The following is a 20,115-nucleotide window of genomic DNA, read 5'->3' on the forward strand; positions in this document are numbered from 1 at the left end:
AGCACGACCTTGCCAAGGTCGGGGTCGCGAGTTCGAGTCTCGTTTCCCGCTCCAAAATTTGAAAGTATCGCAAGATACGCACCACCCAAGCGGGAATAGCTCAGTTGGTAGAGCACGACCTTGCCAAGGTCGGGGTCGCGAGTTCGAGTCTCGTTTCCCGCTCCAAATTCTTATCTCAATAAAATTATCCACAACGCGTTATCACGTTGGGGACGATTTCTTTTGCTTCTGACACACTCTTGTAAACAGACTTATCCACAGGCTAGGGCATTATTCCTGGAGTGCGAAAAACTTCGCTGGGTGAATAGTAACTTTGCAATCTGTTGAAAATATTGGATTAATTATCATTTTGAATTGTTAGTGCGATCACTTGACGATTTTTTCCCTCTTGAATCACAATGCATTTTTATTTTTATACACAAGCTGTGGATGATTCAGGCGTCGCGTGGCAGACCTTTTTCAACCACTCTGATCAGTCGCTGTTTCTTCGGTAATTGCACCTCTACCACACAGGCATTGCGCCTCTCAATTTGCTGGGCGACCGCCCATTCTATGTGCTCATCAAGAAGTGGGTGCTCACCTCGGCGACTTTCCAGCGCCTGAATCACCACGTCATCCCACGGCGCATTTCCGAGTGCGACAGCAATATTTCGCAGCCAGCGTAAGTGACCAATACGCCGGATTGCTGAACCCTCTGTAACTTTCAGGAATCTTGCTTCGCTCCAGTTGAACAGTTCAATCAGTTCCGGGGCGTGTAGCGGTTTGCGCGGACTGAAATCATCCTCGGTGGTTAGCTGCGAATAGCGATTCCACGGGCAGATAAGCTGACAGTCATCACAACCATAGATGCGGTTTCCTATCAGCGGGCGAAGTTCTTCAGGGATCGCGCCTTCCAGCTCAATGGTGAGATACGAGATACAGCGGCGGGCATCGACAGTGTAAGGTTCCACAATCGCACCGGTCGGACAAATTGTCAGGCAGGCCACGCATTTTCCACATCCCTCTTCCTGAGGGGCGTCGATGGGCAGGGGTAAATCGATCAGTAGCTCGCCAAGGAAAAAGAACGAACCTGCCTCGCGATTAAGGGTAAGTGAGTGCTTACCTGTCCAGCCGAGACCGGCTTTTTCAGCCAGCGGACGTTCAAGAATGGGCGCAGAGTCGACAAACGGTCTAAAATTCAGCGAGCCACAATGTTGCTGAATCATCTCGCCCAGTTTTTTGAGGCGGTTACGTAAGAGTTTGTGGTAATCGCGGCCCAAAGCATAACGGCTGACGTAGCCCAACCGGGGATTTTTCAGCGTGCTGGCGAAGGCGGCGTTAGCGGGCAGATAGTTCATGCGTACGCTGATCACGCGCAGAGTACCGGGCAATAATTCGTGTGGCCTGGCGCGCATCATGCCGTGGCGGGCCATCCAGTCCATCTCGCCGTGGTATTGTTTGTCCAGCCATGCCTGCAGTTTGGGTTCGGCTTCGCTGAGGTCGGTATCGGTAATACCAACCTGCTGAAAGCCCAGTTCCAGCCCCCACTGTTTGATATTTTGCGCTAACTGATTGAGATCGAGGGGCTCTGACATGACGGACCATACAATGAAGAAATACCCCACAAGTATACCACACTCCATTTGGCCCGCCGATGACATCCAGAGAGTGGAGCGCGAAGCGGCAGACGCTTTTGGATTGACGCTGTACGAACTGATGTTGCGTGCGGGCGAGGCGGCGTTTCAGGTCACCCGCAGTGCGTACCCCGAGTCCCGCCACTGGCTGGTGCTCTGTGGGCACGGCAATAACGGCGGTGATGGCTATGTACTGGCAAGGCTTGCGAAAGCCGCAGGCATGAATGTCACCCTGTTGGCGCAAGAAAGCGATAAACCGCTCCCCGATGAGGCCGTGCAGGCTCGCGAGTCCTGGTTGAATGCGGGAGGCGTTACCCATGCGCCAGATATCGTCTGGCCTGGGGGAATTGACGTCATTATTGATGCGCTGTCAGGTACTGGCCTTAAGCAGGCCCCGCGCCAGTCTCTTGCCACATTGATTGAACATGCTAATGCGCATCCCGCTCCCGTGGTGGCGGTGGATATTCCTTCCGGCCTGCTGGCGCAGACGGGTGCGACGCCCGGCGCGGTGATTAACGCCGCGCATACGGTCACGTTTATTGCGCTGAAACCCGGTTTGCTGACGGGAAAAGCGCGGGATTTCACCGGGCATTTGCATTTTGATGCGTTGGGTCTGGAGAACTGGCTGGCGAGGCAGGAGAGGCAAATCCAACGCCTTGATGCTTCGCAACTCAGGGGCTGGTTGACGCCGCGTCGCCCGACGTCGCACAAAGGCGATCACGGTCGGCTGGCGATTATTGGCGGGGATTATGGTACTGCCGGGGCGATTCGCCTTGCGGGCGAGGCAGCGCTACGAAGCGGCGCCGGGTTAGTCAGAGTGCTGACGCGCGGTGAAAACATCGCGCCACTGCTGACGGCCCGGCCAGAGTTGATGGTTCATGAACTGACCCTGCAATCTCTTGAGGAAAGCCTGTCATGGGCAGATGTGGTGGTGATTGGCCCCGGGCTTGGACAACAGGACTGGGGTAAAAAGGCGCTGCAGAAAGTTGAGAATTTTCGCAAACCAATGCTCTGGGATGCGGATGCGCTCAACCTGCTGGCAATCAATCCCGATAAACGTCACAATCGCGTGATCACCCCGCATCCGGGGGAAGCTGCCCGGCTGCTGGGCTGTTCTGTTGCAGAAATAGAAAGTGATCGCTTACTTTCAGCACGCCGTCTGGTAAAACGGTACGGTGGTGTTGTGGTGCTAAAAGGCGCGGGAACGGTCGTCGACGCAGAGTCAGCTGTGCCAGCTATTATTGATGCCGGTAATGCGGGAATGGCCAGCGGCGGTATGGGCGATGTGCTCTCCGGGATGATTGGCGCATTGCTCGGACAGAAGCTTACCCCGTATGATGCAGCGTGTGCGGGATGTGTTGCCCACGGCGCGGCAGCGGATGTGCTTGCTGCGCGTTTCGGCACTCGCGGCATGCTGGCGTCCGATCTCTTTTCCACGCTCCAGCGTATTGTTAACCCTGATGTGATTGACGTAAACCATGATGAATCGAGTAATTCCGCTACCTGATGAGCAGGCAACATTAGACCTGGGACTGCGGGTAGCTAAAGCCTGTACGGGTTCGACTGTAATCTATTTGTACGGTGATTTAGGTGCGGGTAAAACCACCTTTAGCCGTGGGTTCCTGCAGGCGTTAGGCCATAAAGGCAACGTGAAAAGTCCAACCTACACGCTGGTGGAACCTTATTCACTCGATAACCTAATGGTATATCACTTTGATTTATATCGCCTTGCGGACCCTGAGGAGCTGGAATTTATGGGGATCCGTGATTATTTTGCCAATGATGCCATCTGCCTGGTGGAATGGCCGCAACAAGGTAAAGGTGTACTGCCTGACCCGGATGTCGAAATACACATAGATTACCAGGCGCAAGGTCGTGAGGCGCGCATTAGCGCGGTCTCCTCATCAGGTAATTTGTTGCTGGCGCGTTTAGCCGGTTAACCTTAAGGGTGGCGGGATGATTTTTCGCATCAGAAATTGGTGGGTGGCTACACTGGTCCTGCTGTGCGCGCAGGTCGGGGCTGCCAGCCTCTCCGATATTCAAGTTTCCAACGGTGAACAACAGGCACGGATTACGCTGAGTTTTATTGGCGATCCGGATTATACCTTTTCGCAGGACAGTAAACGTACCGTTGCGCTGGACATCAAACAGAGCGGCGTGATTCAGGGATTACCGTTGCTGTTTAGCGGAAATAACCTGGTGAAGGCGATCCGCTCGGGAACGCCGAAGGATGCTCAGTCACTGCGGCTGGTCGTGGATTTAACCGAGAACGGGAAAACCGACGCCGTGAAGCGGCAAAACGGTGGTAATTATACCGTCGTCTTTACGATTAACGCCGATGCCCCGCCACCACCACCTCCGCCGCCGGTGGTGGTGAAACGCGTTGAGACGCCGGAGATCGCGCCGCGCCCGAGTGAACCTGCACGTAACCCGTTTAAATCCAGTAACGATCGCACGACGGCAGTGGTTAGCAGCAACACGGCGACGCGCCCTGCGGCACGGACTCCGGTGAGTAATAGCGACAAAGTCGTTATTGCCATTGATGCCGGTCATGGTGGTCAGGACCCAGGGGCTATTGGACCTGGTGGTATTCGTGAGAAGAATGTCACTATCGCCGTCGCCCGTAAACTGCGTACGCTGCTCAACGATGATCCGATGTTCAAAGGCGTCTTAACGCGTGACGGAGACTACTTCATCTCGGTGATGGGGCGGTCGGACGTCGCGCGTAAGCAAAATGCCAATTTCCTGGTATCGATCCATGCGGATGCCGCGCCGAATCGTGATGCGACAGGGGCGTCGGTGTGGGTATTGTCAAACCGACGCGCCAACACAGAAATGGCCGGCTGGCTGGAGCAGCATGAGAAGCAATCCGAACTGTTAGGCGGTGCGGGCGATGTACTGGCAAACAGCCAGTCTGACCCATACCTGAGTCAGGCGGTGCTGGATTTGCAATTCGGTCATTCACAACGCGTAGGGTATGATGTGGCGACCAACATGATCAGTCAGTTACAGCGTATTGGTTCGATGCATAAGCGTCGTCCTGAACACGCCAGCCTCGGTGTATTGCGCTCGCCAGACATCCCATCGGTGCTGGTTGAGACGGGCTTTATCAGCAATCACAGCGAAGAGCGTTTGCTGGCAAGCGATGATTATCAGCAGCAGCTGGCTGATGCCATCTATAAGGGACTGCGCAACTACTTCCTGGCGCATCCGGTGCAATCCGGACCGCAGGGGACGCCTGCGCAAACGGCCAGCGCGACTGCGCCGGGCGAGACGCTAACAAACTAAGGAATAGCCATGCCGATTCAGGTTCTTCCGCCGCAACTGGCGAACCAAATTGCCGCAGGTGAAGTGGTGGAACGACCTGCGTCGGTGGTTAAAGAGCTGGTAGAAAACAGCCTTGATGCTGGCGCGACGCGAATTGATATCGATATTGAACGCGGCGGCGCAAAGCTTATCCGCATTCGCGATAACGGCAGTGGCATTAAAAAGGACGAACTGGCGCTGGCGTTAGCGCGTCACGCGACCAGTAAAATCGCCACGCTTGACGATCTTGAGGCGATTATCAGCCTCGGGTTTCGCGGCGAAGCGCTGGCGAGTATCAGCTCGGTGTCGCGGTTAACGCTTACCTCACGCACCTCAGAACAGCCCGAAGCCTGGCAGGCGTATGCTGAAGGGCGTGACATGGACGTGACGGTTAAACCCGCCGCGCATCCGGTGGGCACGACGCTGGAAGTGCTGGATCTGTTCTACAATACCCCGGCGCGGCGCAAGTTCATGCGCACCGAGAAAACCGAATTTAACCATATTGATGAGATTATCCGGCGCATTGCGCTGGCGCGTTTTGACGTCACGATCAATTTGTCGCACAACGGCAAAATGGTGCGTCAGTATCGCGCGGTGGCGCAGGATGGGCAGAAAGAGCGTCGGCTGGGCGCAATCTGCGGCACTCCATTTCTGGAGCAGGCGCTGGCGATTGAGTGGCAACATGGCGATTTGCTGCTGCACGGTTGGGTGGCTGACCCTCATCATACGACGGCGGCGCTGGCGGAAATTCAGTACTGCTATGTGAACGGACGTATGATGCGCGATCGGTTGATCAATCATGCTATTCGCCAGGCCTGTGAAAACAAACTCGGTACCGATCAGCAGCCTGCGTTTGTGTTGTATCTGGAAATCGACCCTCATCAGGTTGATGTCAATGTGCATCCTGCCAAACACGAGGTGCGCTTTCACCAGTCGCGCCTGGTGCATGATTTTATCTATCAGGGGGTTCTCAGTGTGCTGCAACAGCAGCTTGAGACACCGTTGCCGTTGGCAGAAGACGATGAGCCGGCGCCAAGATCTATCCCGGAAAACCGTGTGGCGGCCGGACGCAATCACTTTGCTGAACCTGCGGTCGCGCGTGAACCTGCGACACCGCGTTATTCTTCTCCTTCTCCGGTGAGTCACACTGGTCGTCAGGCAACTGCACAGTGGCCGCAGGCTCAACCGGGCTATCAAAAGCAGGAGGGGGAGGTTTATCGTCAATTGCTACAGACGCCTGCTCCGGCGCAAAAGAAACAACGTCCTGATGCTGTCGAGCCTGCGCTTGCCGGACACAGCCAGAGTTTTGGTCGCGTACTCACCATTATTGGTGCCGATTGTGCGTTACTCGAAGGCAATGGTCGCATCCAGTTACTGTCGCTGCCGGTGGCTGAACGCTGGCTGCGGCAGGCGCAACTGACGCCCGGAAAAGCGCCGGTCTGCGCCCAGCCGTTGCTGATTCCGCTACGCTTAAAAGTGGCGGTTGACGAAAAGACGGCGCTGCAAAACGCGCTCCCCTGTTTGGCGGAGTTAGGGATTGAATTTCAGCTGGATGCGCAGCATGTGACCATTCGAGCTGTGCCTTTACCCTTACGCCAACAAAATTTACAAATCTTGATTCCTGAACTGATAGGCTACCTGGCGCAGCAATCTGGCTTCGAGGCAGACAATATTGCCCAGTGGATTGCGCGTAATCTGATGAGTGAACATCCGCAGTGGACTATGGCGCAGGCCATTACCCTGTTGGCTGATGTCGAGCGGTTATGTCCGCAACTTGTGAAGGCGCCGCCGGGTGGTCTGTTACAACCTGTTGATTTACATTCGGCGATGAACGCCCTGAAACATGAGTGATATTAGTAAGGCGAGCCTGCCAAAGGCGATTTTTTTGATGGGGCCGACGGCCTCCGGCAAGACTGCATTAGCAATTGAATTGCGTAAAGTTTTGCCAGTAGAGTTGATAAGCGTTGATTCCGCCCTTATTTATCAAGGGATGGATATCGGTACGGCCAAGCCTGACGCTGAAGAGTTAAAGGCCGCTCCGCACCGACTGCTGGATATTCGCGATCCTTTGCAGGCGTATTCCGCGGCGGATTTTCGTCGTGATGCCCTGGTGGAGATGGCTGACATCACTGCGGCGGGACGTATTCCGCTGTTGGTGGGCGGTACAATGTTGTATTTCAAGGCGTTGCTTGAGGGATTGTCGCCATTACCGTCGGCGGATCCTGAGGTCAGAGCCAGAATTGAGCAGCAGGCGGCAGAGCAGGGATGGGACGCGTTGCACCGACAACTTCAGGAGATCGATCCTGTTGCGGCCGCGCGAATTCATCCAAATGATCCGCAAAGACTTTCCCGGGCACTGGAAGTTTTTTTCATTTCGGGTAAAACTTTAACGGAACTGACGCAAACGTCAGGAGACGCTCTACCGTACCAGGTGCATCAGTTCGCCATCGCCCCGGCGAGCCGTGAACTGCTCCATCAGCGAATTGAGCAGCGTTTTCATCAGATGTTGGCTTCAGGTTTTGAAGCAGAAGTGCGGGCGCTTTTTGCCCGTGGAGATTTGCATACGGATTTGCCTTCCATTCGTTGCGTGGGATACCGCCAGATGTGGTCATACATTGAAGGCGAAATTTCATACGATGAAATGGTTTATAGAGGTGTTTGCGCCACGAGGCAGTTGGCGAAGCGTCAGATGACCTGGTTACGAGGCTGGGACGGTGTGCACTGGCTTGACAGTGAAAAGCCGGACCAGGCGCGAAACGAAGTATTACAGGTTGTTGGTGCTATCGCAGACTGAATGTGTACAATTGAGACGTATCGTGCGCAATTTTCAGAATCGAAAGGTTCAAAGTACAAATAAGCATATAAGGAAAAGAGAGAATGGCTAAGGGGCAATCTTTACAAGATCCGTTCCTGAACGCATTGCGTCGGGAGCGTGTTCCGGTTTCTATTTATTTGGTGAATGGTATTAAGCTGCAAGGTCAAATCGAGTCTTTTGATCAGTTCGTGATCCTGTTGAAAAACACGGTCAGCCAGATGGTTTACAAGCACGCGATTTCTACTGTTGTCCCGTCTCGCCCGGTTTCTCATCACAGCAACAATGCCACCGGCGGCACCAGCAGTAACTATCATCACGGTAGCAGCGCGCAGGGTTCTTCTGCGCAACAGGACAGCGAAGAAACCGAATAAGGTTTGTCGCTGTTTATCCATGTCGGGGGCGCCATAATAGCGGCCCCCGCTGGTTATTTATGAGGGTTTACGCTTGTTTGACCGTTATGATGCCGGTGAGCAGGCGGTACTGGTACACATCTATTTTTCGCAAGACAAAGATATGGAAGACCTACAAGAGTTTGAATCTCTTGTCTCTTCCGCCGGTGTCGAAGCAATGCAGGTGATTACCGGGAGCCGTAAAGCACCGCACCCGAAGTATTTTGTTGGCGAAGGTAAGGCAATCGAAATTGCGGAAGCCGTGAAAGCGACTGGCGCTGCAGTGGTGATTTTTGATCATGCTTTAAGTCCTGCCCAGGAACGTAACCTGGAACAGTTGTGCCAGTGTCTTGTTATCGACAGGACCGGTCTTATTTTAGATATTTTTGCCCAACGTGCGCGTACCCATGAGGGTAAGTTGCAGGTTGAGCTGGCGCAGTTGCGTCATATGGCCACACGCCTGGTCCGTGGCTGGACCCACCTTGAAAGGCAAAAAGGCGGGATTGGTTTGCGTGGTCCGGGTGAAACCCAGCTCGAAACCGACCGTCGTTTGCTGCGTAACCGCATTTTGCAGATACAGTCGCGCCTGGAGAAAGTTGAGAAGCAACGTGAGCAGGGGCGGCAGTCGCGCAAGAAAGCGGATGTCCCAACCGTATCTCTGGTGGGATATACCAACGCCGGAAAATCCACCCTGTTCAACCAGATAACCGAGGCCCGGGTATTCGCAGCAGATCAACTGTTTGCGACCCTGGACCCGACGCTGCGCCGCATTGACGTTGCGGATGTCGGTGAAACTGTGCTGGCGGATACCGTTGGTTTTATCCGTCATTTACCGCATGACCTGGTGGCAGCCTTTAAGGCTACTTTGCAGGAGACACGTCAGGCCACCCTGTTGTTACACGTAGTGGATGCTGCTGACGTACGCGTACAGGAAAACATCGAGGCAGTGGATACGGTGCTCGAAGAGATCGATGCTCACGAGATCCCGACCCTGATGGTGATGAACAAGATCGACATGCTGGACGACTTTGCGCCGCGTATCGACAGAGATGAAGAGAATAAACCAATCCGTGTCTGGCTATCCGCACAGACCGGTGTTGGCATACCACAGCTTTTTCAGGCTTTGACTGAACGGCTTTCCGGTGAGGTGGCGCAGCACACGTTGCGTTTGCCGCCGCAGGAAGGTCGTCTGAGAAGCCGGTTTTATCAACTTCAGGCAATAGAAAAAGAGTGGATGGAGGAGGACGGCAGCGTAGGTTTGCAAGTTCGCATGCCGATCGTTGACTGGCGTCGCCTCTGTAAACAAGAACCGACCCTGGTGGATTACGTAGTCTGACCAGGAAGAAAGTCCTGAGGATTTTTGCCCAATACTTATCGGATTTTGGGGTGCAGGACGGCGGCAACGCCCCTGTAGTGCAAAAAACGGGGTATCTCACCGCATAACAAATATGGAGCACAAACATGGCGTGGAATCAGCCCGGTAATAACGGACAAGACCGCGACCCGTGGGGGAGCAGCAAACCTGGCGGCAACCCTGAGGGAAATGGAAACAAAGGTGGCCGCGATCAGGGGCCTCCTGATCTGGATGATATCTTCCGCAAACTGAGTAAAAAACTCGGTGGTCTGGGTGGCGGTAAAGGTACTGGCTCTGGCGGCGGCAGCTCATCGCAAGGCCCACGCCCGCAGTTGGGTGGTCGTGTCGTATCCATCGCAGCGGCAGCTATCGTCATTATTTGGGCGGCCAGCGGTTTCTATACCATTAAAGAAGCGGAACGCGGCGTGGTGACACGCTTCGGTAAATTCAGTCATTTGGTTGAGCCGGGTCTGAACTGGAAACCGACATTTGTCGATGTCGTCACCCCGGTGAACGTTGAAGCGGTGCGTGAACTTGCTGCGTCCGGCGTGATGCTGACGTCTGACGAAAACGTCGTACGCGTTGAGATGAACGTGCAGTACCGCGTGACCGATCCGCAGCGTTACCTGTTTAGCGTGACCAGCGCCGATGACAGTTTGCGTCAGGCAACCGACAGCGCCCTGCGTGGGGTTATCGGTAAGTACACCATGGACCGCATTCTGACCGAAGGCCGTACCGTGATTCGTAGCGATACCCAACGTGAACTGGAAGAGACGATTCGTCCTTACAACATGGGTATCACTCTGCTGGACGTCAACTTCCAGGCTGCACGTCCGCCGGAAGAGGTGAAAGCCGCGTTTGACGATGCTATCGCCGCACGTGAAAACGAGCAGCAATACATCCGTGAAGCAGAAGCGTACATCAACGAAGTTCAGCCGCGTGCAAACGGTCAGGCGCAGCGTATTCTTGAAGAAGCGCGTGCTTACAAGACCCAAACCATCCTGGAAGCGCAGGGTGAAGTGGCTCGCTTTGCCAAGCTTCTGCCGGAATATAAAGCCGCACCGCAAATTACTCGCGAGCGTCTGTATATCGAAACGATGGAAAAAGTGTTGAGCCATACCCGAAAAGTTCTGGTCAATGACAAAGGCGGTAATCTGATGGTTCTGCCATTGGATCAGATGCTGAAAGGTGGGAACACCTCCGGGGCAAAGAGCGATAACAGCGGGGCGAACAACCTGCTGCGTCTGCCGCCGGCGTCTTCCTCCAGCAACAGCGGAGCAAGCAACACCTCGTCCCCCAGCCAGGGCGATATTATGGACCAACGCCGCGCTAACGCGCAGCGTAACGACTACCAGCGTCAGGGGGAATAACGATGCGTAAGTCAGTTATTGCGATTATCATCATCGTGCTGGTAGTGCTGTACACGTCTCTCTTTGTTGTCAAAGAAGGCGAGCGCGGGATCAAATTCCAGTTCAGCAGCGTTGTGCGCGACAGCGACAAGAAACCGCTGATTTATGAGCCGGGCCTGCACTTCAAGGTTCCGTTCATTCAGTCGGTGAAAATGCTCGACGCGCGTATCCAGACCATGGACAACCAGGCCGACCGTTTTGTCACCAAAGAGAAGAAAGACCTGATCGTCGACTCTTACATCAAGTGGCGTATCAGTGATTTCAGCCGTTACTTCCTGGCAACGGGTGGTGGTGACGTTTCTCAGGCCGAAGTGCTGCTGAAACGTAAATTCTCTGACCGTCTGCGTTCTGAGATTGGTCGTCTGGACGTGAAAGATATCGTCACCGATTCTCGTGGTCGTCTGACCCTGGAAGTGCGTGATGCGCTGAACTCCGGTACTGCAGGCACCGATGACGAAGTGGCGACGCCAGCCGCGGATAACGCGATTGCCGAGGCCGCTGAGCGCGTAACCGCTGAAACTAACGGTAAAGTGCCAGTCATCAACCCGAACAGTATGGCGGCGTTGGGTATCGAAGTGGTCGATGTGCGTATCAAGCAGATCAACCTGCCTGCTGAAGTGTCTGAGGCGATTTACAACCGTATGCGCGCCGAGCGTGAAGCGGTAGCGCGTCGTCATCGTTCACAGGGCCAGGAAGAAGCGGAAAAACTGCGTGCAACAGCGGATTATGAAGTAACGAAAACGCTGGCGGAAGCCGAGCGCCAGGGCCGCATTATGCGCGGTGAAGGCGATGCCGAAGCGGCGAAACTGTTTGCGGATGCCTTTAGCCAGGATCCCGATTTCTACGCGTTCATCCGTAGCCTGCGTGCTTACGAGACGAGCTTTGAAGGAAATCAGGACGTCATGGTGATGAGTCCGGACAGCGATTTCTTCCGCTACATGAAGACACCGAGCACCACGGCACGTTAAAATAACGTCAGGTTGTAGATGAGCAAAACCACCGGCATCTCCAGGGATGCGGTGGTTTTCTTTTTTTAAGGATAACGGATGAACTCAACAATTTGGCTGGCGCTCGCCCTGGTTTTGGTGTTTGAAGGCCTGGGTCCGATGCTTTATCCCAGGGCCTGGAAGAAAATGATCTCTGCCATGACGCAATTGCCTGAAAATATTTTACGCCGTTTTGGTGGAGGTCTTGTGGTTGCGGGCATTGTTGTCTACTACATGTTGAGGAAAACGATTGGCTGATCAAAAAGTGGGCTGATTACCCGTTTTTAGCCCGCAAAAAGTGCTGTATATCTGAAAAAGCGATGGTAGAATCCATTTTTAAGCAAACGGTGATTTTGAAAAATGGGTAACAACGTCGTCGTACTGGGCACCCAATGGGGTGACGAAGGTAAAGGAAAGATCGTCGATCTTCTGACTGAACGGGCTAAATATGTTGTGCGCTACCAGGGTGGTCACAACGCAGGCCATACTCTCGTAATCAACGGTGAAAAAACCGTCCTCCATCTTATTCCATCAGGTATTCTTCGCGAAAATGTTACCAGCATCATCGGTAACGGTGTTGTGCTGTCTCCAAGCGCGTTGATGAAAGAGATGAAAGGACTGGAAGACCGTGGCATTCCTGTTCGTGAGCGCCTGCTGCTGTCTGAAGCCTGTCCGCTGATCCTGGATTATCACGTTGCGCTGGATAACGCGCGTGAGAAAGCTCGTGGTGAGAAAGCGATTGGTACTACAGGTCGCGGTATTGGGCCGGCGTATGAAGATAAAGTTGCTCGTCGCGGTCTGCGCGTTGGCGACCTGTTCGACAAAGCCACCTTCGCTGAAAAACTGAAAGAAGTGATGGAATATCACAACTTCCAGTTGGTGAATTTCTACAAAGTTGAAGCTGTTGACTACCAGAAAGTGCTGGATGATGTCATGGCGATTGCCGACATCCTGACCTCGATGGTTGTTGATGTTTCCGACCTGCTGGACCAGGCGCGCAAACGTGGCGATTTCGTCATGTTCGAAGGTGCGCAGGGTACTCTGCTGGATATCGACCACGGTACTTATCCGTACGTAACCTCCTCTAACACCACCGCTGGTGGCGTCGCGACCGGTTCCGGCCTGGGTCCGCGTTTTGTGGATTACGTTCTGGGTATCATCAAAGCTTACTCCACACGTGTGGGCGCGGGTCCGTTCCCGACAGAACTGTTTGATGAAACGGGCGAGTTCCTGTGCAAGCAGGGTAACGAATACGGTGCTACCACCGGTCGTCGTCGTCGTACTGGCTGGCTGGATTCCGTTGCGGTGCGTCGCGCTGTACAGATCAACTCCCTGTCTGGCTTCTGCCTGACCAAACTGGACGTACTGGACGGTTTGAAAGAGGTGAAAATCTGTGTGGCTTACCGTATGCCGGATGGCCGTGAAGTAACGACCACTCCGCTGGCAGCTGACGACTGGAAAGGCATTGAGCCGATCTACGAAACCATGCCTGGCTGGTCTGAAACCACGTTTGGCGTGAAGGAGCGCAGCGGTCTGCCGCAGGCAGCGCTGAACTACATCAAGCGTATCGAAGAACTGACCGGTGTGCCGATTGATATTATTTCTACCGGCCCGGATCGTACTGAAACCATGATTCTGCGCGACCCGTTCGACGCGTAATCTATGGTAATGCCCGGTAGCGCTGCGCTGACCGGGCCTACGGTTTGTCCGTTATTCCAGGCCGGATAAGGCGCAAAGCGCTGCCATCCGGCTTAATCATTCGCAAGATCCTCGTTTTTTTCCTTCCCGCACTGAAATAAATTAGCGACCTGGCTGTTGGCTGGTTTATCATCAATATAATTAATACTACCAGGTATATCCCGTTTTCCCCTTTTCCTGAGGTTGATGTGCAGTTAACGAGTTTCACCGATTACGGATTACGCGCGCTAATCTATATGGCGTCGCTACCGGATGGACGTATGACCAGTATTTCTGAGGTGACAGAAGTCTACGGCGTGTCCCGTAATCATATGGTCAAAATAATTAATCAACTTAGCCGGGCGGGCTATGTTACTGCTATTCGAGGAAAAAATGGCGGTATACGCCTGGGCAAACCCGCTGATAAAATTCGTATTGGTGATGTGGTGCGCGAGCTGGAGCCCCTGTCGCTGGTGAACTGCAGCAGCGAATTTTGCCACATAACCCCAGCCTGTCGACTCAAGCAGGCACTTTCTAAGGCAGTGCACAGTTTTCTCACGGAACTGGACAACTATACGCTTGCCGATTTGGTTGAAGAGAATCAGCCACTTTATAAATTATTGCTGGTGGAGTGACGTAAAACTCCACTGGAGCTGACTACGGAGGAACCGAGATGTCACATGATCCTTTCCAGGAACGCGAAGCTGAAAAATACGCGAACCCTATCCCGAGCCGGGAATATATCCTCGAACATTTAACGAAACGCGAAAAACCGGCCAACCGTGATGAACTGGCCGTTGAACTGAATATTGAAGGCGAAGAGCAGCTGGAAGCCCTGCGCCGTCGTCTGCGCGCCATGGAGCGTGACGGGCAACTGGTCTTCACTCGCCGCCAGTGTTATGCGCTGCCGGAACGTCTCGACTTACTGAAAGGCACCGTTATTGGCCATCGTGATGGCTACGGTTTTTTACGCGTCGAAGGTCGTAAAGATGATTTGTACCTTTCCAGCGAGCAGATGAAAACCTGCATTCATGGCGATCAGGTGCTGGCGCAGCCGTTGGGTGCCGACCGTAAAGGTCGTCGTGAAGCGCGTATCGTGCGCGTGCTGGTTCCGAAAACCAGCCAGATTGTTGGTCGTTACTTCACCGATGCTGGCGTGGGATTCGTGGTGCCGGACGACAGCCGCCTGAGCTTTGACATTCTGATCCCACCTGAAGAGGTGATGGGTGCGCGTATGGGCTTTGTGGTGGTGGTGGAACTCACCCAACGCCCGACCCGTCGCACCAAAGCCGTGGGTAAAATTGTCGAGGTCCTGGGTGATAATATGGGCACCGGCATGGCTGTTGATATGGCGCTGCGTACCCATGAAATCCCTTACATTTGGCCAGCAGCGGTTGAAAAACAGGTTGCCGGGCTGAAAGAAGAAGTGCCGGAAGAGGCAAAAGCGGGCCGCGTCGATCTGCGGGACTTGCCGTTGGTGACTATCGATGGTGAAGATGCGCGTGACTTTGACGATGCAGTCTATTGCGAGAAAAAACGCGGCGGCGGCTGGCGTTTGTGGGTCGCGATTGCTGACGTAAGCTATTACGTGCGTCCGCCAACACCGCTGGATCAGGAAGCGCGCAATCGCGGGACGTCGGTTTACTTCCCGTCGCAGGTCGTGCCAATGCTGCCGGAAGTGCTCTCGAACGGTTTGTGTTCGCTGAACCCGCAGGTTGATCGCCTGTGTATGGTCTGCGAAATGACCGTGTCTACCAAAGGGCGTCTGACCGGCTATAAATTCTATGAAGCGGTGATGAGCTCTCATGCGCGACTGACCTATACCAAGGTTTGGCATATGCTGCAGGGCGATCAGGATCTGCGTGAGCAGTATGCGCCGCTGGTGAAACACATCGAAGAGCTGCACAACCTTTACAAGGTGCTGGACAACGCGCGTGAAGAACGCGGCGGTATCTCTTTTGAGAGCGAAGAAGCGAAGTTTATCTTCAACGCCGAACGCCGTATCGAACGCATTGAGCAGACGCAGCGCAACGACGCGCACAAGCTGATTGAAGAGTGCATGATTCTGGCAAATATCTCAGCGGCACGCTTTGTTGAGAAAGCCAAAGAGCCAGCGCTGTTCCGTATCCACGACAAGCCGACGACGGAAGCGATCACCTCTTTCCGCTCGGTACTGGCGGAACTGGGGCTGGAACTGCCGGGTGGTAACAAACCAGAACCGCGTGACTACGCGGAGCTGCTGGAGTCGGTCGAAGGCAGACCCGACGCAGAAATGCTGCAAACCATGCTGCTGCGCTCAATGAAGCAGGCGATTTACGATCCAGAAAACCGCGGGCACTTTGGTCTGGCACTGCAACAATATGCGCACTTTACGTCGCCTATCCGCCGTTATCCGGACCTCTCATTGCACCGTGCAATCAAGTATTTGCTGGCGAAAGAGCAGGGTCATAAAGGTAACAGCACCGAGACGGGTGGCTACCACTACTCGATGGAAGAGATGCTACAACTGGGCCAGCACTGTTCCATGACCGAACGCCGTGCTGATGAAGCCACGCGTGACGTTTCTGACTGGCTGAAGTGCGACTTTATGCTGGATCAGGTCGGTAACGTCTTTAAGGGCGTGATTGCCAGCGTGACAGGCTTTGGGTTCTTCGTCCGTCTTGATGAACTGTTTATTGATGGTCTGGTGCACGTATCATCGCTGGATAACGACTATTATCGTTTCGATCAGGTTGGGCAACGTCTGACCGGCGAATCCAGTGGCCAGATGTATCGTCTGGGCGATCGCGTGGAAGTTAAGGTCGAAGCGGTCAATATGGATGAGCGTAAAATCGACTTTAGCCTGATCTCCAGCGAGCGCGCACCGCGCAACGTCGGGAAAACGGCGCGTGAGAAAACGAAAAAAGGCGATAACGGAAAACCCGCGGGCAAACGCCGTCAGGCTGGCAAAAAGGTGAATTTCGAGCCGGACAGCGCCTTCCGTGGTGAGAAGAAAGGCAAACCGGCTAAACCGAAAGCTGAGAAAAAAGGCGATAAAAAAGCGAAAAAGCCGTCGGCAAAAACGCTTAAAATCGCTTCTGCCACCAAGGCAAAACGCGCGGCAAAGAAGAAAGTCGCTGAATAACGACATGACACTGTAGGCCGGGCGCGTGCATCGCCGCCCGGCGTTACATGCCGATGACGGCAACATTAACCATTAACGAGTACATTCATGAGTGAAATGATTTACGGCATCCACGCGGTGCAGGCCCTGCTGGAGCGTGCTCCTGAGCGTTTTCAGGATGTCTTTATTTTGAAAGGCCGTGAAGACAAGCGCCTGCTGCCGCTGATCCATGCTCTGGAAGCGCAGGGTGTTGTCATCCAGTTGGCGAACCGCCAGTTCCTGGATGAGAAAAGTGAGGGTGCGGTACATCAGGGAATTATTGCGCGTGTGAAGCCTGGCCGTCAGTATCAGGAAAACGATTTGCCGGATCTGATTGCCTCACTCGATCAACCGTTTCTGTTAATTCTTGACGGCGTGACCGACCCGCACAACCTGGGTGCGTGTCTGCGTAGCGCTGATGCGGCTGGCGTCCATGCGGTGATTGTGCCGAAGGATCGCTCCGCGCTGTTGAATGCGACGGCCAAAAAAGTCGCCTGTGGCGCTGCCGAGAACGTGCCGCTGATCCGTGTGACCAACCTGGCGCGCACCATGCGCATGTTACAGGAAGAGAACATCTGGATCGTGGGTACGGCCGGTGAAGCTGACCATACGCTGTACCAGAGCAAAATGACCGGCCGTCTGGCGCTGGTGATGGGCGCGGAAGGCGAAGGTATGCGTCGCCTGACCCGTGAACACTGTGATGAGTTGATCAGCATCCCAATGGCGGGTAGCGTTTCGTCGCTTAACGTTTCCGTTGCGACGGGGATCTGCCTGTTTGAGGCCGTACGCCAACGCAGTTAAGGCTATTTTTGCAGAAAAACCATCCAAATTAGGGATGGTTTTTTTTTATCCGAAACGGATAATGTGAGCCGTAAATTTGAGCTTTACTGGATTCATCATTTAATAGTTAATTTATGGAAGAATGTATGGCATGGACAGCACCGGCGCGAATCGACGCGCTACTGAATTTCCCTTCTAAGAATATGGTTAAAGTAAATAATGAGCATGCTTTACTTATTAAAATACGTCATTGCGGCAACCGCCTTGCGTAGTTAACGCCCCATAACGATAGTGGAAAATCAGGTGTGAAACCTGTCTGTCTGCTGTTTTTATCTTATTGATATTAAAGCGTGTTATTGATTAATTTCAGGAAGAATATAATGCATATACTGGATTCATTAGTGGCTTTTTGCGCGTATTTTTTTATCGGTGCAGCCATGGTGATACTTTTCCTTTTTATCTATTCAAAAATTACGCCTCACAATGAATGGCAGCTGATTAAAAACAATAATACGGCAGCAGCGCTGGCGTTTAGCGGGACGTTGCTCGGCTACGTCATTCCATTATCCAGTGCGGCAATCAATTCGGTCAGCATACCGGACTATTTTGCCTGGGGTGGAATTGCTCTGGTTATCCAACTGATGGTTTACGGCGGCGTGCGTTTGTATATGCCGACACTGAGCGAAAAAATTATTAATCACAATACTGCGGCGGGAATGTTCATGGGCACTGCCGCGCTGGCAGGGGGCATTTTCAACGCCGCCTGCATGACATGGTAATGGACGATCATGGCGAAAAAACGTAAATCCAGGCAGAAAAAAACGGCAGCGGGGCGTATTGATACTCTGCAAAGCGGCAATCCGGTTAGCGCTTCCCTGCCACAACAGAATCGCTATGGGGGCAAATTTCTGACGCTGGCGATCATGGGCGGTGCCGCATTTTTCGGCCTCAAAAGCTGTGGTGATGAGGGGAGTGCGGATGATGATGGCGACGGCGTTTATTACTCTACAGTGAGCGATTGCATTGATGACGGGAATAGCGCCACCGTGTGTGCAGATGGCTGGAATAACGCAAAGGCCAACTTTTACGCGAATGTGCCCGCGAACATGAGCCAGGAACGCTGTCAGTCACTTTATTTAAACTGCTATTTTGACAGCGTTGATCATAGCTGGATCCCCGTGATCTCCGGTTTTCTGCTCAGCCGTTCGATTCGTAATGAAGGCGATGAACAGTACGTTTACAGCAGCGGCGGTTCCTCGTATGTCTCTCGCCCAGCATGGCGGGTTGCCTCGGGTAATTATGTCTGGAGCGGTAAAAGAAATGCCACCACCTATCGTGATACCTCCCACCATGCCATAGCGCCGAGGGTCCCGACGGAATCTCGTGGGGGATTTGGCCGCTTCTTTAGCTCACATGGTTCCAGGGGAGGTTAACCATGCTGCGACATGCTGTCCCTGTGCGCAGAGATCTGGACAAGATCGCCTGCGATCACGGTTTCGATTTTCATATTATCGACAACGAAATTTACTGGGATGAGAGCCGGGCATACCGGTTTACGCTGCGACAGATTGAAGAGCAGATCGAAAAACCGACCGCTGAGCTCCATCAGATGTGTCTGGAGGTGGTTGAGCGGGCGGTGAAGGACGAACACATTATGCAGCAACTGGCGATCCCGCCATTGTACTGGGATGTTATCGCAGAAAGCTGGCGCAGCCGCGATCCTTCGCTGTACGGGCGGATGGATTTCGTCTGGTGTGGTAACAACGCACCGGTCAAACTGCTGGAGTACAACGCAGATACGCCCACCTCGCTTTATGAGTCTGCCTATTTCCAGTGGCTGTGGCTGGAAGATGCCCGGCGCAACGGCATGATCCCGCGCGATGTCGATCAGTACAACGCGATTCAGGAAAGGCTGATCTCCCGCTTTGGCGAACTTTACAGTCGGGAGCCGTTCTACTTCTGCTGTTGTCAGGAAAGCGATGAGGATCGCTCCACGGTGCTGTATTTGCAGGACTGCGCACAGCAGGCGGGGCAGGAGACGCGGTTTATCTATATTGAGGATCTTGGCCTTGGTGTCGGTGGCGTGCTGACCGACCTTGACGACAACGTGATTAAACGTGCTTTTAAGCTCTACCCGCTGGAGTGGATGATGCGCGACGATTACGGTCCCTTGTTACGAAAACGCCGTGAACAGTGGATTGAGCCGCTGTGGAAGAGTGTTCTCAGTAATAAAGGGTTGATGCCGCTACTGTGGCGCTTTTTCCCCAATCATCCCAACCTGTTACCGGCCTGGTTCGACGGTGAAAAGCCGTGTATTCAGCCTGGTGAAAGCTACGTGCGCAAACCTGTCTACTCCCGTGAAGGCGGTAACGTCACTATCTTTGATGGCAAGAACAAGGTTGTTGAACACGCTGAGGGGGATTACGCGGATGAACCGATGATCTACCAGGCGTTTCAGCCGTTGCCACGTTTTGGCGAGAGCTACACGCTGATCGGCAGTTGGATTGTTGATGATGAGGCGTCAGGCATGGGAATCAGAGAAGATAATACCTTGATTACGAAAGATACTTCGCGTTTCGTCCCCCATTATATCTCGGGGTGATCCCGCTTTTGTGATCTCCCTCCGCAGTCGGCGGCGCGGTAC

Annotated in this window: 18 protein-coding genes and 1 tRNA gene; 18 read left to right on the top strand and 1 reads right to left on the bottom strand. The window is 53.7% G+C overall.

Features of this window, described 5'->3' with window-relative positions; translation table 11 throughout:
• The first annotated feature begins 89 nt into the window (after window positions 1-89).
• Window positions 90-165: transfer RNA gene (locus tag AC07UY_RS13695), tRNA-Gly, on the top strand.
• A 269-nt stretch (window positions 166-434) separates the two neighbouring features.
• Here AC07UY_RS13695 and queG read toward each other — a convergent pair.
• A complete protein-coding gene (gene queG / locus AC07UY_RS13700; RefSeq protein ID WP_494701441.1) occupies window positions 435-1,574 on the bottom strand; it encodes a tRNA epoxyqueuosine(34) reductase QueG in 1,140 nt (379 codons plus the stop codon).
• Here queG and nnr point away from each other — a divergent pair.
• The 17 genes from nnr (at window position 1,573) to AC07UY_RS13785 (ending at window position 20,073) form a co-directional block, all read left to right on the top strand.
• Window positions 1,573-3,120 (top strand): bifunctional ADP-dependent NAD(P)H-hydrate dehydratase/NAD(P)H-hydrate epimerase, encoded by a 1,548-nt coding sequence (gene nnr, locus AC07UY_RS13705; protein WP_494661242.1) that lies wholly within the window; start codon window positions 1,573-1,575, stop codon window positions 3,118-3,120. The two genes, queG and nnr, sit on opposite strands and share 2 nt — an antisense overlap.
• Entirely contained in the window at window positions 3,092-3,553 is a 462-nt protein-coding gene (gene tsaE, locus AC07UY_RS13710) for a tRNA (adenosine(37)-N6)-threonylcarbamoyltransferase complex ATPase subunit type 1 TsaE (protein ID WP_192610818.1), read from the top strand. The genes nnr and tsaE overlap by 29 nt, the downstream gene beginning before the upstream one ends.
• A gap of 16 nt (window positions 3,554-3,569) precedes the next feature.
• The gene (gene amiB, locus AC07UY_RS13715; RefSeq protein ID WP_494701440.1) at window positions 3,570-4,901 is read left to right on the top strand and encodes an N-acetylmuramoyl-L-alanine amidase AmiB; all 1,332 of its coding nucleotides are present in this window, start codon (window positions 3,570-3,572) and stop codon (window positions 4,899-4,901) included.
• 9 nt (window positions 4,902-4,910) lie between these two features.
• On the top strand, window positions 4,911-6,770 hold the full coding sequence (gene mutL / locus AC07UY_RS13720) for a DNA mismatch repair endonuclease MutL (RefSeq protein WP_494701439.1): 1,860 nt from the start codon (window positions 4,911-4,913) through the stop codon (window positions 6,768-6,770).
• A complete protein-coding gene (gene miaA, locus AC07UY_RS13725) occupies window positions 6,763-7,713 on the top strand; it encodes a tRNA (adenosine(37)-N6)-dimethylallyltransferase MiaA (protein WP_494701438.1) in 951 nt (316 codons plus the stop codon). The genes mutL and miaA overlap by 8 nt, the downstream gene beginning before the upstream one ends.
• Before the next feature lie 83 nt (window positions 7,714-7,796).
• Entirely contained in the window at window positions 7,797-8,105 is a 309-nt protein-coding gene (gene hfq, locus AC07UY_RS13730) for an RNA chaperone Hfq (RefSeq protein ID WP_162383027.1), read from the top strand.
• Between the two features lie 73 nt (window positions 8,106-8,178).
• Window positions 8,179-9,459 carry a ribosome rescue GTPase HflX gene (gene hflX, locus AC07UY_RS13735; RefSeq protein ID WP_203359174.1) on the top strand — a complete coding sequence of 427 codons (1,281 nt, stop codon included), beginning with the start codon at window positions 8,179-8,181 and terminating at the stop codon, window positions 9,457-9,459.
• Between the two features lie 125 nt (window positions 9,460-9,584).
• The gene (gene hflK, locus AC07UY_RS13740; protein WP_203359173.1) at window positions 9,585-10,847 is read left to right on the top strand and encodes an FtsH protease activity modulator HflK; all 1,263 of its coding nucleotides are present in this window, start codon (window positions 9,585-9,587) and stop codon (window positions 10,845-10,847) included.
• Window positions 10,848-10,849: 2 nt separating this feature from the next.
• Complete coding sequence (hflC, locus tag AC07UY_RS13745; protein ID WP_192610824.1) at window positions 10,850-11,854, top strand: protease modulator HflC; 1,005 nt, start codon at window positions 10,850-10,852, stop codon at window positions 11,852-11,854.
• Window positions 11,855-11,932: 78 nt separating this feature from the next.
• Window positions 11,933-12,130 carry a DUF2065 domain-containing protein gene (locus tag AC07UY_RS13750; protein WP_192610825.1) on the top strand — a complete coding sequence of 66 codons (198 nt, stop codon included), beginning with the start codon at window positions 11,933-11,935 and terminating at the stop codon, window positions 12,128-12,130.
• Between the two features lie 102 nt (window positions 12,131-12,232).
• Window positions 12,233-13,531, top strand: a complete 1,299-nt coding sequence (gene purA / locus AC07UY_RS13755) for an adenylosuccinate synthase (RefSeq protein WP_162383032.1) — start codon at window positions 12,233-12,235, stop codon at window positions 13,529-13,531.
• Window positions 13,532-13,758: 227 nt separating this feature from the next.
• Window positions 13,759-14,184: a nitric oxide-sensing transcriptional repressor NsrR gene (gene nsrR, locus AC07UY_RS13760; RefSeq protein WP_192610827.1), complete on the top strand. Its 426-nt coding sequence runs from the start codon at window positions 13,759-13,761 to the stop codon at window positions 14,182-14,184.
• A 38-nt stretch (window positions 14,185-14,222) separates the two neighbouring features.
• The gene (gene rnr, locus AC07UY_RS13765) at window positions 14,223-16,673 is read left to right on the top strand and encodes a ribonuclease R (protein WP_490468867.1); all 2,451 of its coding nucleotides are present in this window, start codon (window positions 14,223-14,225) and stop codon (window positions 16,671-16,673) included.
• 87 nt (window positions 16,674-16,760) lie between these two features.
• The gene (gene rlmB, locus AC07UY_RS13770) at window positions 16,761-17,492 is read left to right on the top strand and encodes a 23S rRNA (guanosine(2251)-2'-O)-methyltransferase RlmB (RefSeq protein ID WP_203359170.1); all 732 of its coding nucleotides are present in this window, start codon (window positions 16,761-16,763) and stop codon (window positions 17,490-17,492) included.
• 359 nt (window positions 17,493-17,851) lie between these two features.
• The gene (locus AC07UY_RS13775; protein WP_192614280.1) at window positions 17,852-18,250 is read left to right on the top strand and encodes a DUF350 domain-containing protein; all 399 of its coding nucleotides are present in this window, start codon (window positions 17,852-17,854) and stop codon (window positions 18,248-18,250) included.
• 9 nt (window positions 18,251-18,259) lie between these two features.
• Complete coding sequence (locus AC07UY_RS13780) at window positions 18,260-18,904, top strand: DUF1190 domain-containing protein (RefSeq protein ID WP_494701437.1); 645 nt, start codon at window positions 18,260-18,262, stop codon at window positions 18,902-18,904.
• Between the two features lie 2 nt (window positions 18,905-18,906).
• The gene (locus AC07UY_RS13785; RefSeq protein ID WP_494701436.1) at window positions 18,907-20,073 is read left to right on the top strand and encodes a glutathionylspermidine synthase family protein; all 1,167 of its coding nucleotides are present in this window, start codon (window positions 18,907-18,909) and stop codon (window positions 20,071-20,073) included.
• The last annotated feature ends 42 nt before the right edge of the window (window positions 20,074-20,115 follow it).

The organism is Citrobacter sp. GW821-FHT02E08 (assembly GCF_059421685.1).

Coding starts and splice junctions, on each gene's coding strand:
- purA (WP_162383032.1), top strand. CDS start 12,233: ATGGGTAACAACGTCGTCGTACTGGGCACCCAATGGGGTGACGAAGGT.
- AC07UY_RS13750 (WP_192610825.1), top strand. CDS start 11,933: ATGAACTCAACAATTTGGCTGGCGCTCGCCCTGGTTTTGGTGTTTGAA.
- AC07UY_RS13780 (WP_494701437.1), top strand. CDS start 18,260: ATGGCGAAAAAACGTAAATCCAGGCAGAAAAAAACGGCAGCGGGGCGT.
- rnr (WP_490468867.1), top strand. CDS start 14,223: ATGTCACATGATCCTTTCCAGGAACGCGAAGCTGAAAAATACGCGAAC.
- miaA (WP_494701438.1), top strand. CDS start 6,763: ATGAGTGATATTAGTAAGGCGAGCCTGCCAAAGGCGATTTTTTTGATG.
- AC07UY_RS13775 (WP_192614280.1), top strand. CDS start 17,852: ATGCATATACTGGATTCATTAGTGGCTTTTTGCGCGTATTTTTTTATC.
- rlmB (WP_203359170.1), top strand. CDS start 16,761: ATGAGTGAAATGATTTACGGCATCCACGCGGTGCAGGCCCTGCTGGAG.
- hflC (WP_192610824.1), top strand. CDS start 10,850: ATGCGTAAGTCAGTTATTGCGATTATCATCATCGTGCTGGTAGTGCTG.
- hfq (WP_162383027.1), top strand. CDS start 7,797: ATGGCTAAGGGGCAATCTTTACAAGATCCGTTCCTGAACGCATTGCGT.
- nnr (WP_494661242.1), top strand. CDS start 1,573: ATGACGGACCATACAATGAAGAAATACCCCACAAGTATACCACACTCC.
- AC07UY_RS13785 (WP_494701436.1), top strand. CDS start 18,907: ATGCTGCGACATGCTGTCCCTGTGCGCAGAGATCTGGACAAGATCGCC.
- queG (WP_494701441.1), bottom strand. CDS start 1,574: ATGTCAGAGCCCCTCGATCTCAATCAGTTAGCGCAAAATATCAAACAG.
- hflK (WP_203359173.1), top strand. CDS start 9,585: ATGGCGTGGAATCAGCCCGGTAATAACGGACAAGACCGCGACCCGTGG.
- tsaE (WP_192610818.1), top strand. CDS start 3,092: ATGATGAATCGAGTAATTCCGCTACCTGATGAGCAGGCAACATTAGAC.
- mutL (WP_494701439.1), top strand. CDS start 4,911: ATGCCGATTCAGGTTCTTCCGCCGCAACTGGCGAACCAAATTGCCGCA.
- amiB (WP_494701440.1), top strand. CDS start 3,570: ATGATTTTTCGCATCAGAAATTGGTGGGTGGCTACACTGGTCCTGCTG.